The organism is Chitinophaga sp. HK235 (assembly GCF_018255755.1).
Classification (GTDB): domain Bacteria; phylum Bacteroidota; class Bacteroidia; order Chitinophagales; family Chitinophagaceae; genus Chitinophaga.
The window spans coordinates 3,778,577-3,794,616 of record NZ_CP073766.1 but is presented as its reverse complement, the minus strand read 5'-3'; the positions used below and the strand labels follow the sequence as shown (position 1 = coordinate 3,794,616).

The 16,040-nt window shown below is 48.0% G+C and carries 8 protein-coding genes; 2 read left to right on the top strand and 6 right to left on the bottom strand.

The window, feature by feature from the left end; translation table 11 throughout:
• Nucleotide 1: 1 nt before the first annotated feature.
• The 6 genes from KD145_RS13485 to KD145_RS13460 form a co-directional block, all read right to left on the bottom strand.
• Complete coding sequence (locus tag KD145_RS13485; RefSeq protein ID WP_212006388.1) at nucleotides 2-3,115, bottom strand: SusC/RagA family TonB-linked outer membrane protein; 3,114 nt, start codon at nucleotides 3,113-3,115, stop codon at nucleotides 2-4.
• 572 nt (nucleotides 3,116-3,687) lie between these two features.
• The gene (locus KD145_RS13480) at nucleotides 3,688-5,268 is read right to left on the bottom strand and encodes a SusD/RagB family nutrient-binding outer membrane lipoprotein (protein ID WP_212006387.1); all 1,581 of its coding nucleotides are present in this window, start codon (nucleotides 5,266-5,268) and stop codon (nucleotides 3,688-3,690) included.
• A 12-nt stretch (nucleotides 5,269-5,280) separates the two neighbouring features.
• Complete coding sequence (locus tag KD145_RS13475) at nucleotides 5,281-8,745, bottom strand: SusC/RagA family TonB-linked outer membrane protein (RefSeq protein WP_212006386.1); 3,465 nt, start codon at nucleotides 8,743-8,745, stop codon at nucleotides 5,281-5,283.
• Nucleotides 8,746-8,771: 26 nt separating this feature from the next.
• On the bottom strand, nucleotides 8,772-9,785 hold the full coding sequence (locus KD145_RS13470; protein WP_212006385.1) for a FecR family protein: 1,014 nt from the start codon (nucleotides 9,783-9,785) through the stop codon (nucleotides 8,772-8,774).
• A 78-nt stretch (nucleotides 9,786-9,863) separates the two neighbouring features.
• Nucleotides 9,864-10,454 carry an RNA polymerase sigma factor gene (locus KD145_RS13465; RefSeq protein ID WP_212006384.1) on the bottom strand — a complete coding sequence of 197 codons (591 nt, stop codon included), beginning with the start codon at nucleotides 10,452-10,454 and terminating at the stop codon, nucleotides 9,864-9,866.
• 129 nt (nucleotides 10,455-10,583) lie between these two features.
• Nucleotides 10,584-11,459, bottom strand: coding sequence for an AraC family transcriptional regulator (locus KD145_RS13460; protein WP_212006383.1), 876 nt, complete (start codon nucleotides 11,457-11,459; stop codon nucleotides 10,584-10,586).
• A 261-nt stretch (nucleotides 11,460-11,720) separates the two neighbouring features.
• On the opposite strand from KD145_RS13460, the gene KD145_RS13455 reads away from it, so the two are divergent.
• Both KD145_RS13455 and KD145_RS13450 read left to right on the top strand, forming a co-directional pair.
• Entirely contained in the window at nucleotides 11,721-12,746 is a 1,026-nt protein-coding gene (locus KD145_RS13455; RefSeq protein ID WP_212006382.1) for a LacI family DNA-binding transcriptional regulator, read from the top strand.
• A gap of 180 nt (nucleotides 12,747-12,926) precedes the next feature.
• Nucleotides 12,927-16,037, top strand: a complete 3,111-nt coding sequence (locus KD145_RS13450; RefSeq protein WP_212006381.1) for a SusC/RagA family TonB-linked outer membrane protein — start codon at nucleotides 12,927-12,929, stop codon at nucleotides 16,035-16,037.
• Nucleotides 16,038-16,040 lie beyond the last annotated feature (3 nt).

Sequence of the window (16,040 nt, the reverse complement as noted above, 5' to 3'; positions counted from 1 at the left end):
ATTAGAAACCAACATTCAGGTTAAAGCCAAAGCTGCGGGTAGCTGGCAGCGCGAACATATCCACACCGGACAGGCCGTTGCCAGTAGACATGGAGATCTCCGGATCGAATGGTGCTTTTTTGGAGATATAAAAGAGGTTTCTGCCTACGAGTGAGAAACGGAGGTTTTTCACAAAACCACGGCCCAGTGCTCTGGAAGGAACGGCATAACCAAGAGACAGCTCTCTGAATCTTACTACAGTAGCGTCGTACATATACTCGCCACTAACACCGTCACGTCCGCCTATAACACCATACCATTGGGCTGCATCAATTTTGCTGATGGTTTCCTTGGTGTTTTCACCTACGCCATTGATGGCTACACCACCGTTTTTGCGGCCTTCTGCAGTTCTTTCGGATACACCGTATTTGTCCAGTACAGCTTCCGTCATAGACATTACTTTACCGCCGAATTTACCATCGATCAGGAAGCTCAGGGTGAAGTCCTTATAACTGAGGTTGTTGCTCCAGCCACCTTGCCATTTAGGGTTAGGATTACCCACAAGTGCGAGGTCGGAGCTTACCAGCGGACCATCTTTACCGATGATCACACGACCGCTTTCATCTCTTTTCAGCACTTTACCATAGATGTCACCATAGGAACCGCCTTTGGCGATGATAGATGCGAAGGTGTTGGAGCCTTGAGGTGTCAGCACAAACTGGTCGATATTGTCAGCCAGCTCGATCACCTTGTTTTTGTTCTGAGAATAGTTGAGGCTGGTGTTCCAGCGGAATTTGTCTGTTTTGATCACATTGTATCCCAGTACCACTTCGAAACCGCTGTTCTGGATGTTACCAGCGTTGATGAAGCGGAAGGCGTAACCGGTTCCCGGTGGTACGGCGATCTGGAAGTACTGGTTAGTGGTATTTGTTTTATAGTAGGTAAAGTCGAAGTTCAGTCTGTCCTGCAGGAAACGCCATTCTGTACCGATTTCCAGTGATTTGGTTTTTTCTGGTTTCAGTTCTTTGAAAGGAGCCTGGTTGTTGAACACGAAAGTACCGCCTACGTTACCCAGCCTGTTGAGCGGGTTGGTTACGTACCATGGAACAGTGTTACCTACTGCAGCATAGGAGCCGCGGAGTTTGGCGTAGCTAACAGGTTCCGGCAGGTTGAGGAGTTGATGGAGCATGAAGGAAAGGCCGGCAGAGGGATAAAAGTAGGAGCCGTTACCAGTATAGGCCAGGTTGGAAGACCAGTCATTACGGCCGCTCAGGTCAAGGAACACGAGGTCTTTGTAAGACAGGTTCACGTTACCGAATACGGCTTGCAGCTGGCTGTGGTTTTCCGGAACTGTCTGTATCTGGCTACCAGCGGTCATGTTCTGCAGGGTGAAGAAATTAGCTACATAGAGGTCGCCGTTAAAGCTGTCTCCGTTCATGCCTTTGGTACGGGTATCGTTGATGCTGGTACCCAACAATGCATTCAGCTTGAAGTTGCCGAAGTGGCGGTTGGCATTAACGATCAGGTCACCGTAAAACTGAGTGGTAGTAAGGTCGCTCATGATATAGCGGCCGTTGGGGCCTGAGAGTACGCCGTGAGTACCGGCATAGAACTGACCATCGTAGGTATCGTTGGTACGGTCCATGTTACCGCGGGCCTGAACATATAACCAGTCAGCGATATCGTATTTGGCGCTGGCATTGAAGAGGGTCCTGTTACGCCTGGCCTGGCTGGTATTTCTGTTAACGATCCAGTAAGGGTTCTGTTGTACGTCTTCGTTGAAAGGCCAGTTCTGGAGGTCTATCTGACGGATGGGGTCAAACTTGGTATAGCTGTCCTTATAAGGTGCCATATCACGGCCTCTTGGGAACAGATACAAACCGGTCAGCGGGTTGAAGTACAAGCCGGTTACAGGTCCGTTATCCAGCTTCTGGGTGATGATGTTTACGTTACCATCCAGTGTCAGTTTATCGTTCAGGAATTTGGCAGTTTCCCGGAAAGTGAAGTTGTGACGGTTGAGGTCATTGCCTGGCATTACACCATTTGCATTGGTGTTGGCATAAGAGATATAAGTCTGGGCTTTTTCATTACCGGCGGTGAAGTTGATGGAGTTGATCCAGGTATTACCGTTACGGAAGAAGTCGGAGACGTTATCATGGGCATTGGTGATTTCAGGGCCCCAGCTTTGGGTAGAACCGTCTTTGGTGGCGCCATAGGAGTTCTGCAGCTTAGGTTTGTAAGCTATTTTATCGAGGGTGAAACCACTGGAAAATTCTACTTTGGAGGTGCCGGATTTACCTTTTTTGGTGGTGATGAGGATAACACCATTGGCTGCCTGACTACCGTACAGCGCAGAAGCAGAAGCACCTTTCAGTACAGACACGCTTTCCACGTCGTCGGGGTTGAGGTTGGAGATACCGTCACCACCGTCACGACCAGGTGCAAAGGTAATGGTACCATTACCACCCCAGGTACTGTTAGGCTGCTGGGTGCTGTAGTTGGTCATGGGGATACCATCAATTACATACAGTGGCTGGTTGGTACTTTGAGCGGATTTATTACCACGAAGGGTTACTTTAACGGAACCGCCTACACCGGAACCACTCCTGCTCACCGTGATACCGGCAGCTTTACCGGAGATGGAGTTCATGAGGTTGGCGTCTTTGGCAGTGGTCAGTTCTTCACCGCCCAGCCTTTGTGTGGAATAAGTCAGTGATTTGGCAGTCTTTTTCACACCCAGCGCTGTTACTACCAGTTCATTCAATCCTTTTACATTCTCTTCGAGTCTTACATCTACAGAAGCACTGGTGCCTACGGTCACTTCACGAGGAGCGAAACCGATAGAGCTGAATACCAATACGTCGCCGGCTTTGGCACTGAGGTGGTATTGGCCGGATGCATTGGTTTGTGCGCCTTTGGTAGCACCTTTTATTTGTACAGAAACGCCGGGCAGAGGAGTCCCTTTGTTATCGCGGACAGTACCGCTGATTTCCCTTTCCTGTAAAATGCTACGGAATGAAGCTGTGGGCGCATAAGTATAGCCGGCAGCCTTCGCATAAGCATTGTCTGCTAATATGGAAGTGAGCGCTATTCCCGTTACAGCACACACTTTCATAAGGCGTAGGTTTTTTTTCATACTTGCCTTTTTTTTGGTTAATAATTGGTATTTAAATGTTGTGGATAAGATCTGACTGTATGTATCGCGTGCCTGGCTGATACAAGCTGCTATCACGTGCTCTATGGAAAAAGTATCTCCATTAGCATGGCGCAAGCCATCCTTTACCACTCGTTTTTTAATAAATAAACGTGGTTTGTTTGCACAGGTATCCCTCCGGAGATACAATCCTGCTTTTCAGGTCGATTCCGTCAGACTTTTTCGTGCCTGTTTTTCTTACATGAAATTTTTATTTTGAATGATACTCCTCCGTTGCTGCTTGTTATTTTGCTGTTTTGTTATTTTGTTGTTTTCATTTGGATACGCCATGAAAGGCGCTACAGGTAAGATGTCGTGCGATGTGATCAATAGTACTATATCACTGTAATTTTTTTTTGATGGATATGATGATTATGATAAATGATCTTGTCAGATCTTCCCAAAAAAACACCCATTAACGAAAAGTTAATGGGTGTTGCATTTATTAATATGTTAATCTTCGCTTATCAGGAGCATCAGCACTCATCATAGTAAACAATACCAGTCATCACAGTTCATGGTTTGGTATCCCACCATAATCGTGTCCCTCCGTTATCCGGGCCGTTCAGTGTTTTGACGGCTTTGGCGAGGGCTTTGGGATTGGTGACCTGTTCTATCTGTGGCATAGGGAGGCGGCGGATGAATTTTTCGCTGCTGATCGTAAGGTTACTGTTGTTGATCACTACGGGAAACAGTTTGGGATAACCCGTACGTCTGAATTCACTCCAGGCTTCCTGTCCTTCGGGAAACATGGCAATCCATTTCTGGGTGATGATACGTTCCAGTTTCTCTTCTGCTGATGCCTCTTCCTGCCATTTGATGGTGATGGTGCTCAAATGTTGGCTGCCGGCAGAAACATTGTTGACAGGATTGTTAGGATCTATGTAAGGTTTGGCCTTGTTAGTGTTGTTATTAATATAGTCGTCAACGTTAGTTAGTCCGTATTGGGCGAAAGAAGTGCTGATACCTTTTTCATAATTATAGGCGGCGGTGCCGGCGCCTTCCCAGCCATTAAGGGCTGCTTCTGCTTTCAGGAACCAGGCTTCGGCTGCGGTCATGTACTGGATTTTATTTTCCAGCCGTACCAGCAGCGAAAAGCCGGAATACTGTTCCTTGGCTGAAATACGGATGCCGTTGCGAATACCACGGTATACAGTAGGCCCCTCATCGGTATGTACAAAATATTTCGGCAGGCGCGGGTCTTTTAAACCAGTCAGTATAGACTCCATGGGCGCACTCATACGCAGGTCGGCCCAGGTATAACACATGATGTTCAACGGATGGGTGACAGGAGAGATGTCTACTGAAAAATTGTCTTTGCTGTCCTGTAGTAAGCCCATAGGATGTTTCAGAGCAGCTTCGCCTTCAGCGCGGGCTTTGTCTTTGTCTACTCCCGAGATACGGATCGCCAGCCTTAACCGCAGGGTGTTGGCAAATTTTATCCATTGGACATAATCTCCTTTATATACAAGGTCAAAAGACTGAAAACGCTGTGTGGCGCCACTGTTGACATAATTGGTCAGCGTCGTGATACCGCTGTCAAGATCTTTGAAAAACGCATAATAAGCCTCCTGCTGGGAGTCGTAATCCAGGCTTTTATCCTCGTTAATGTTACTGAAATGAGTGTATATAATAGGACCGAAGATATCGCTGATGCGATGCATGGCTTCTACTTTCATGATCTGGGCCCAGGCATAAAAATCAGGGTACTTACCTCTGGCTTTTTCCTGGGTGAAGGCACAGGCTTTGAATACCCAGTTGTAGGCCTCGTTCCAGGGATGGTTGTTCCAGTAATACAGCAGTCCGTAATTGGTATTGTTGATATTACCTTCAAAAGGGGTGGGCGACATCATATAACCGGAAAATATATCTGCATTCAGGTTCTGCTGCAGTTGTGCGGTGGGAGGGTCGTTGTAGCGCAGGAGGTGCAGCTGGGCCTGCGACATAGGTGCGCCCATCAGCTGGAAATCTCCTTTCAGCTCATCTTCTCCGAAGTCGTAAGGGTTTTTATTGATGTCGATGAATTTCCCGGTACAGCCACTGCTCAGCAGGACGGTGGCGATAACGAGCAGCATGTGTAAAGTCCGTTTTTTCATGGGTGCGTGGTTTTAGAATCCGAATTTGAGGTTCAGGCCCATACTGCGTACAGGCGGTAATCCAAATACATCTACGCCCAGCAGTCCGTTGCCTGCGCCCATAGACACTTCAGGGTCAAACGGGGCGTTGAGGTAAAAAAAGAAAAGGTTTCTTCCAATGATGCCGGCGCGTACATTCTTAATCCATTTCCATTTCAGCGGGATGAGGTAACTGAGACTGAGTTCCCGCAGGCGTATGTTGGTGGCGTCATACATATACATTTCACCAATGCCCGACCTGCCGCCGATGATGGTATAATAATCCTGCGCACTGACCTTCCTGGTATACGGTACGTTGTCGTCGGTGACGGTGTTGAGGAGTACGCCGCCGTTGTCTCTGGCTCTGGCAGTCACTTCGCTGACACCATATCCATCCAGTATGGCCTGTGTGACGCTCATGACTTTACCACCGAAATGGCCGTCTATCAGGAAGCTGAAGGTCAGGTTACGATAATAGATGCTGTTGTTCCAGCCCAGCATGAAATCGGGATTGGGGTTGCCTACTTTTTTGAAGCTGGTAGTGGTACTGGGTTTACCCTGATCATCTACTATAATCTGACCTTTATCATTGCGTTTAAGCTCCTTGTTGGAATAGATATCTCCCCAGGAATCACCTTCACGGATAAACGAACCAAACATGTTTACGCCAAAGTCTGTCAGGCTGAAACGGTTGCTGGTATCGGCGCCGGCAATGTTGTTATTGCTCAGCTGTAATACCTTGTTGCGGTTGAAGGAGAAGTTGATGGTGCTGTTCCAGCTGAAATTCTTTTGACGTATAGGTATTACCGTTACAGAGGCTTCCATCCCTACATTCTGGATGTTGCCCATATTGAGGTAGTAGGTGGTAAACCCTGACCCCGGAGGGGCGGGCACTTCCATATATTGTTTGTAGTTATTGTTTTTATAGACGGTAATGTCTGCATTGAAGCGGTTGTCAAAGAGGTGGGCTTCGATGCCGGCTTCCAGGGAGCGGTTGTCTTCCGGTTCCAGGGATATGCCGGGGTAGGGGGTACGTTGGTTGAGTACCACCCTGCTGACGCCTGCGATAGTCCGCATGGTAAAGGGAGCCGGGTTGGAGGAATAACTGGCGATATCGTTGCCTACTTTGGCGTAGGAGATCCGGGTACGCAGCTGGTTGATGGCTGCGGGCAGTTTAAACATATCGGACCATACAGCAGACAGGCCGGCGGAGTAATAAAAGTATCCTTTTCTGAGTGTGGGTGTAAACGCAAAGGTGCTGGACCAGTCATTACGGCCGGTCAGGTCGAGAAACAGGTAGTTTTTGAAGCCCAGCTGGGCATTGCCGAATACGGCCTGCAGCTGTTTCTGTTCTACATTATGTTGTGCGTCCAGTGATTTATCGTTGATATTGTATACAGAGAATTTGTTGGGATAGATCAGCCCTGGTGGGGCATTGGGATTGGCACCGTTGTATGTTCTTTCGTGGGCTTTAATATCGGTGATGCTGATGCCCAGATTGCCGGCCATATGCAGCCATGAAGTTACTTTCCCGCTGCCGTTGACCATCATGTCGGCATACAGCTGGGTGTTGAATTCCCTTTCGAAAGTATAGCGGCCGTTGACGCCTGACAGTACGATCTGTGTGCCGGCATAGGCTTCCAGTTCATACTGGTCCATGGATTTATCAAAGCTGCCGCGTCCTTTGAGGGACAGCCAGTTGTTGAGCTGATAGCTGAGGGAGAGAGAAGCCATGCCGCGGTAACGGGAGTCGATACGCCGGTTGCGTAACAAGGCCCACATGGGATTCTGCTGATCGTCTTGTCCTATCCAGCCTTTATCGCTGCGGATGTTCCACCAGTTCTGCATATACAGGTTGCGGGTGGTGTCATAGTATTCAAATCCGTTTTTATAGGCGCTGAAATCCAGGCCGCGGGGGAAGGTATACAGTCCGGAGATAGGGCTATAGTACAGTCCGGAAGAAAGGCGGTTGAGGGTAGACTGCGCCAGGAAAGACACGTTGGCATCCATGATCAGTTTGTCGTTGAGCAGCTTGAGTGTTTCCCGGAAGTTGATGGTATGCCGGTTGAACTTACTGGTTGGCAGGATGCCTTTATTGGTGGTGTTGGAATATGAAAAGTAGCTCTGGGCAGTTTCAGTGCCACCACTGAAAGAGACGGTGTTGGTCCAGGTAGTACCGGTGTTATAGAAATCCTTTACATGGTCCGGTACATTGACGGGCGAGCCCCAGCTGCCGATAGAACCGGGTTTGGGCGTGCCTACCATATCATTGCCGGGGGGATCTGTTTGTCCGTAGCGGTATTGGAGTTTAGGCAGGAGGGAGGGCCTTTCGATGGTGAAGTCGGAGGCCACGTCTATACGGTTTTTGCCTGGTTTCCCTTTTTTGGTGGTGATGAGGATCACGCCGTTGGCAGCCTGGCTGCCGTACAGGGCGGCGGCGGAGGCGCCTTTGAGTATGCTGATGCTTTCGATATCGTCGGGGTTGATATTGGAGATGCCATCACCGCCGTCACGGCCGCAGGCACCGATGATATTGTTGGCCTGGCCCCATACATCAGTGGGTTGGGCGGGTGTGTAGTTGGCATAGGGTACGCCGTCTACGATGTAGAGGGGCTGGTTTTCGCGGGTAGATTTATTACCACGCAGTACTACCCTAACGGAGCCGCCTATACCGGAGGCGCTGCGGGTGATAGATACACCGGCGGCTTTACCGCTGATGCTGTTCATGAAGCTGGCGTCTTTAACGAGGGAAGCGTCATCTCCGTCCAGCTGCTGGGTGGAGTAGGGCAGTTCCCTCGACTTTTTCTGTATGCCCATGGCGGTTACCACCAGTTCGCCCAGTGCTTTGATATTTTCGATCAGTATGATGGAGAGTTCGCTGTCTGTGCCAATGGTCACTTCGCGGGGGAGATATCCCACATAGCTGAAAAGCAGTACATCGCCAGGGCTGGCGGCTATGTTAAAGCCAGCGTCGGCGTCTGTCTGCGTTCCTTTATTGCTGTTCCTGATTTTAACGGTTACTCCCTGTAGTGGCGTGCCTTTATTATCGCGTACGATTCCGGTGATTTGTCTTTCAAGTGAAACGTGCTTTAATAGGTCAACAGTCTGAGCTTCTCCGGATTCGGTATCAGCACCTACAATAATTTTGTTGTTGACGCGGGTAAACTTCAATCCGGTTTGTGCTGATAACAACGCCAGAACTTCTTCGATCGGTGTTTTGGTGCAGTTGAGCGTAACCTTTTTTTTCAGGTTAAGATCAGTTTTGTCGTAATGGAAGTTCAGCCCGGTTATGGCCGATATTTCGGCCATAACGTCTTCCAGGTTTTTGTTTTTGACCTGGATACTGACAACAATTGTTGATGGCGGATACTGTGTCTGTATGATGGCGCTACTCAGGGTTTTTAAGCTACCGGACAGCAGCAATGTCAGCATTAGCCCCATGGATATAAACCATTTCATGGGACAAGGCTTTACCCTCATATGAGCTATTTTTTATTTACAAGATAAACGGTGTCGTTTTTAATGGTATATGTTAATGATTTGGCGATACAAATAATGTCCATTACTTCCGCAAGGCTTTCATTTCTGAAATTACCGGTATAGTTCCAGGCTGTCTTACTGCTTTCATTAATAACGGTCACGCCGTAACGATTTTCGATACCGGTCATGAGTTCGATATAGGGTGCGTCTTTGAAAACGAGGTATCCCTGTTTCCAGGCGGTCACCTCATCAGCTTTGCTAAAAGAGGTTTTGATCAGACTAAGCAGTTGCCGGTCGTAGCTGATCTGTTCGCTGGGCATCAGTATCAGGGAGTTGTTAGCCTGGCTGTTGTGCAGCTGGTCCACTTTTACTTTACCGGTGAGCAGGGCTACAGTCACTTTATTTTCCGCGTTGTAGGCCCGGATGTTGAAGGTGGTGCCCAGTGCAGTGGTGGCTATTTCAGCGGTGCGTACTACAAAATGCCGGTTCGCATCGGGGGCGGCGTTAAAAAGGGCTTCTCCTTCATCGAGGTATATACTTCTTTCGTCCGGACCGAAATGTTCAGGGTAGCGTAGTTTACTGTTGGCATTAAGGCTGATGGTGCTGCCATCATCCAGTTTTATATTTTCCTGATGTCCTTTGGGTGTGGTTATTTCTACAAAACCATCCTTTACCACACGGTTGCTGCCGGTGATGGGTAGTTGCGTGATCGGCAGGTTGACGGTGGATTGATGCTGACTGTTAAACCAGAACAGTCCGGCGGCGAGCAGTACAACTGCTGCAGCTGCAGACGCCAACAGCCATGGCCGCATGCGGCGTACACGGGGTGCCGGTGTAATCTGTTCATGGATCCGCTGTTTCACTTCATCCAGCTGCAGATCCAGCGCAGTTTCGTCTACCAGGGTAGACTGGCGGCTGTTGATCTGCTCAAACCACTGTTCTATGATATTCGCTTCCTCCGGTGAGCAGCTCCCCTGTTGATATCGCTCCAGCAATATTTTTATCTGTTCTGTGTCCACCTGATAGCGTTTTTGGATGATGATAAGTCGTAATAACGTGGAAAAAGTACCATCGCAATAGAGAAAATTTTAAGGAAATTACCGGTTGGCCATGAAAACCAGGGAGATAACGAGCAATATCTTATCAGTTTGCGCATAGTTGGCCCGTAATATCTTTAATGCTTTGGTGATCTGGTTCTTTACTGTTTGCTGGGAAAGGCCGAGGTGGGTGGATATCTGTTCTATGGAAAGATTTTCGAACCTGCTCAGCATAAATATTTCCTTCATCTTCTCCGGCAGGTGGTTGATGGCTTCAAACAGGTCCTGTGCCCTGGCTTTGTAGTCAACCGCTTCATCAATGGCATGGGGCTGTGCATCAAAATGTTCAATAAGCTGCTGCAGGTACTTGCGATACGTGGCATTTTTCCGGTAGATATCAATGATCTTGTGCCGGGCTGCCTGGTATAGGTATGATTTCAGCGACTCTTTCAGTACAAGGGAATGACGTTTCTCCCAAAGGGAAACAAACAGATCCTGCAACACATCCTTACTCAGCTCTCCGGCTTCCAGTTTGCTGTAAATAAAGAGATACAACATTTTACTGTAGCGTTCATAGATGGCATTGAAGGCGGCATTGTCATCACTTTTTAACAGTGATACTAACTGGGTATCTGAATAACTGCTGAACATTGAATTACAGTAGCGATTAGATGTTTTGGTTGAATTACAATGAATGAAAGTAAGAAGAATATTCTGATTATTTCGATTTTTTGCCGGCTGAATTTTAAGCGTTATTCGTACGTGCGGTATCGTTGCAGGTTATGCTTCTTTCAATCTGAGCTCGTTCTTGTACTCCTTGGGCGTTTTACCAACGATCTCTTTAAAAAAGCGGTTAAAATTGGACAGGTTTTTAAAACCACAGGAATAGGCGATTTCTGCAATAGACCAGTCTTCTTCTGTCAGGCGCTTGCAGGCATGCCCGATTCGTACCTCATTAAGGAACTGTACAAAGGATTTTTTGGTACGGTTCTTAAAGAAACGGCAGAATGACTGCGGGGAGAGGTTCGTGATGCTGGCTACGTCCTGCAGGGAGATCTCTTTGGAGAAGTTGTTCATCACATATTTAAAGACCTCATCAATCTTATGATTGTCTTTTACATTGTAGGCATGGGAATAACCAGTGCTGGCCAGGTAATAACAATCCCTTGTTTCCGATAATGTTTTCAGAATGCTGAGCAGGGAGATGATCCGGTCGAGCCCCTCCTTTTTGGGAAGTGACAGTATTTCCGGCTTCAGTTTGTCGTAGGTAGGCCCGGTGATTTTCATCCCGCGCTGCGCGCGATGGAAAAGCTCACTTAATGCTTTGGTTTCTGGAAGACCATAAAACTTCTCCCCAAAAATGTCTTTGGGAAAATAAATCACCACGGAACGGGCTTTCAGGTTCTCGTCCCCTTTATAATATTCTTCCTCATTATACCATACATGGGGAATATGCGGCCCCAGAAACACCATATCGCCTTCCTCAAAGCTCTCAATGCTGTCCCCTACAATTCTCTTCCCGTGGCTTTCCGTAACAAACACCAGCTCACATTCCGGGTGGAAGTGAAACGGTGTGTTGAAATGCGGATCACATCTCTCTATGATCGTGATCTGGTTATCGGCAAAAGCCCCCACTTTAATAAGAATGGGTTTCATTCAAGTATTAATTTTAAAACTACTGGTATACAGGCAATTCGTTATTTACTATTGCCATTGTCCTATGAATGTTGCCAAATTATTAAAAATTGGTTAAAAAAATATCATTATTGGGAAAATGACCCTTAAATGTCATAGTCCGCTGCTAATGCCGGACTATAAGATTTAGCAAGTTTTTTGGAATAATTAACCCAAGAATGTAAATTTCAGCTTTGATTTTGTAATTTACGCAGGGCTAAATCGATATAGCATTTGTTGTCTATGAAAGGAATCTCTATTAAAGACATCGCAAAACAGGCAGGGGTTTCTCCCACGACCGTTTCGTTTGTTCTCAACGGTAAGTCAAAAGAAAAACGGATCAGCGAACAGGTTAGTAAAAAAATACAGAAAATAGCCGCTAAGCTTAAATACAAACCTAACCAGCTTGCACGTGGTCTTCGTACCGGAAAAACCAAAACCATCGGCCTTATCGTAGAAGATATCGCCAATAACTTCTTCGCCAGTCTCGCCAAAGTCATGGAAGATGAAGCCGATAAACACGGCTACAAAGTACTGTATGGCAGCACAGAAGATAATACCGAAAAAGCAAAAGGCCTCCTGGAAGTACTGAAATACCGCCAGGTAGACGGCTATATCGTTACCCCCACCAAAAACCTGGACAAGGAAATAGAACAACTCAAAGCTACCTCCAAACCAGTAGTCCTCGTAGACCGCTATCTGCCAAATGTTAGCTCCAGCTACGTGGTAGTAGATAACTTCAAGGGCGCCTACAACGTCACCAGCCACCTCGCTCAACAGGGATATAAAAAGATCGCCATCGTAACCATCACCTCCGATCAGATCCAGATGAAAGACCGCCTGGACGGATTTACCGCCGCCCTCAAACATCATCATCTCCCTTTCAACAAAAGCCAGGTGAAAAAAATACCATTCGAACTGGAACGCGAAGGCTTTAACACAGAAATAAAAAAGTTCCTTACCTCCGTCAAAGACCTGGACGCAGTATTCTTTGCTACCAACTATCTCGGCATCTACGGCATCGAAAGTATCCGCTCCCTCGGCTGGGAAATCGGCCCGCAGATAGGTGTGGCCAGCTTCGATGATCACGACCTCTTCCGCCTCCACAGCCCTTCTATCACCTGTGTGGCCCAACCCATCACAGAAATCGGAAAAAATATTGTGGAAGTACTCATGGAAGAACTGAATCATCCTGCTGCTGCACCCCGGCAAATTGTACTGGAACCATCACTCATCGTGAGAGCTTCTTCCAACCCGGGAAAAAAATAATACCCCCCAATCCCCGCTAGTATCCTGCTGTTCCGGTGTCCTCACGGGAACAAAAGTCTATGTCATGTTGTTATCTTATTCAGTTTCCGGTTGTCAGATCTCAGCCCGGTCAACAGGAAATTGAATGTTCAGCCAAAACCACGCCCCTGGTTTATTTCTTCACTTCATTCTTTTAAAAAAATGATCAGGAACTTTACGCATGCATTGCTTGTTGTGCTGTTGTTATTGTCCGCCCCCGTACTGTGGGCACAACAGGCCATTACCGGCAAGGTAACGGACAATACCGGCCAGCCCCTCACTGGTGTCAATGTCCTGGTAAAAGGAACCAACAAAGGCACCGTGACCAACGCGCAGGGAGCCTTCTCTCTGTCTGTAGCCACCGGCAGCACCCTGGTTTTCCGATACGTGGGTTATCTTCCCCAGGAAGTACCCGTAGGTACCGAAACCCAGTTGACCGTAGTCCTCAAACAGGATGAAAAAAGCCTGGGAGAAGTAGTGGTCACCGCACTCGGTATCAAAAAGGAAAAAAAGTCACTGGGATATTCGGTGTCTGAAGTGAAAGGAGAAGAACTGACCCAGGCCCGTTCCACCAATATCGCCAACAGCCTCTCCGGTAAAGTGGCTGGTCTTAACGTCACCTCCACCGCCACCGGTCCGGCTGGCTCCAGCCGTATCATCCTCCGGGGTAATACTTCCATCGATAAAAACAGAAACAACCAGCCCCTCATCGTAGTAGATGGGATTCCTATCAATAATGATAACCTCGGCTCCGCCGGTGAATACGGCGGTACTGATGCCGGTGATGGTCTCTCCAGCATCAATCCCGATGACATCGCTACCATCTCAGTGCTGAAAGGTGGCACTGCTGCAGCATTGTACGGTTCCCGTGCCTCTAACGGTGTACTCCTTATCACTACCAAAAGCGGCGCCTTCCGCAAAGGAATAGGCGTGGAATATAGCAGCAATATCGTGTTTGAACGCCCCGTCGTAAACAACCTCGACTGGCAATATGACTTCGGTATGGGCCTCAATGGCCTCAAACCACAGACTGCTGCAGAAGCACGGTCAGCCGGACTTTTCAGCTGGGGTGCACCACTCGACGGCTCTTCCGTTATTCAATACGATGGCATCAGCAGACCCTACAGCGCCATCAAAAACAACTTCAAAAAATTCTACCGCAGCGGTTATACTTTCACCAACTCCATCGCTGCCAGCGGTGGCAATGAAAAAGTGACCTGGCGCTTCGGAGCCACCGATATGAAAAATGAAGCCACCCTGCCCAATTCCGGCATACGCCGCGATAACCTGTCGCTTAACCTCTCCGCCTGGCTTGGCAGAAAACTTCACCTGAACGTATACGCCAAATATATCCGGGAACGCACCGATAACAGGCCCAGGGTATCCGACTCTCCCGGCAACGCCAACTTCGCACTATACCTGCTGCCTACCTCCCTCAGCGTGCAAACGCTGAAAACCAGCAAACTCAACGCCGACGGCAACGAATTCCGTTGGAATGCCAACCAATACATCACTAACCCCTGGTTCTCCGTATACGATTTTATTCAGCACGATAAAAAAGACCGCTTTATCAATACCGCTGAACTGCGTTATGATGTGCTGGACTGGCTTTTTGTAAAAGGCCGTATCGGGGCGGATATGTTTTTCCGTGACAACAAAGCCATTACCCCCACTGGTACCGCCTATATCGTTGGTGGCCAGATCAACGACCAGACCCGTCAGAACTTCTACGAACTGAACGCAGACATCATGCTGGGCGTGGAAAGGGCTTTCGCCAGAGACTGGCGTGTATCCGGATTTGTAGGCGGCAACGTGATGCGCAACAGAAATGATAAATTGTCGCTCAACGGCAACACCTTCAACATCCCCTTCTTTTATGATCAAAGCAACCTGCAAACAAAAACCGTTACAAACGATATCTTCGAGAAAAAAATCAATTCCATATATGCTTCTGCGGAAGTGTCTTTCAGAAGTTATGTATATCTGACCCTCACCGGCCGCAACGACTGGTTTTCCACACTGCCATCTAACAGTAACAGTATTTTCTATCCCTCTGCAGGACTCAGTTTCGTACTGTCAGACGCTTTCACCCTGCCCAAATGGATCAACTACCTCAAACTGCGTACTTCCTGGGCACAGGTGGGAGGTGATACTGATCCATACCGGCTACGGCTCGCCTACAGTGTACAAAACCCGTTCACGCTGGGCACTACCAGTCTGCCTGTGGCCGACGTGAAAAAAGCACAGGACGGCAGTTACGCCGTGCCCAACGCTACACTAAGGCCATACGTCAACACCAGCTATGAAGCCGGTCTGGAAGCCCGTTTCTTCGACAGCCGCCTGGCTATAGACTTCTCCTGGTATACCCGTAAAACCAAAGACGATATTGTGCAAACCACTATCTCTAACGCTTCCGGTTATAATACTGCCTTTATCAATGTAGGTAAGGTAAGCAACAAAGGCGTGGAACTGATGATCACCGGCACACCCGTACGCAGCAAGAATTTCAGCTGGGACATCATCCCCAATTTTGCCTATAACAAAAGTGAAGTGATCCAGCTGGACGGTAAACTGAATGCCCTGAAAGTAGCGGATGTACGCACTTTCAACGTCACTATCCAGCAGGTGCCCCACCAGCCTTTTGGCGTAATCCAGGGATTTAAATTCCTGCGGGATGATCAGGGCAATATTTTATTTAACAGCGCCGGCAAGCCCATGCAGGGGCCACTTACTATCTTCGGCACCGGTGTAGCGCCTTATACACTGGGTGTTACCAACAACTTCAGCTTTAAATCCTTTACACTGGGCATCCTGATAGATTCCCGCTGGGGCAACAAAATTTACTCCGGTACCAACGATTACGCCTATTATTTCGGATTACAGAAGGCCACGCTCACCGGTCGCAAAGACGGTATCATGATCAAAGCACAGGACCCTGCCGATCCTACCAGATTTGTGGATAAGCGGGTAGATGCACAGGACTACTTCCAGAACATCGCTTTTAATATTGCAGAACCATTTATTTACAGTGGTGCCTTTATCAAGTTGCGTCAGGTAATTCTTACTTATAACCTGTCGCCCCGCCTACTGGATAAATTGCCGATTACCGGCGCCTCCCTGTCATTTGTAGCGAGAAACCTGTGGATTATTTATAAAGATGTGCCTAACGTAGACCCGGAATCTACTTACAGCAATGGGGCAGGGCAGGGAGCGGAATTACTGGGATATCCGCAATCAAGAAGTTATGGTCTGAATCTGAATGTAAAATTCTAAATT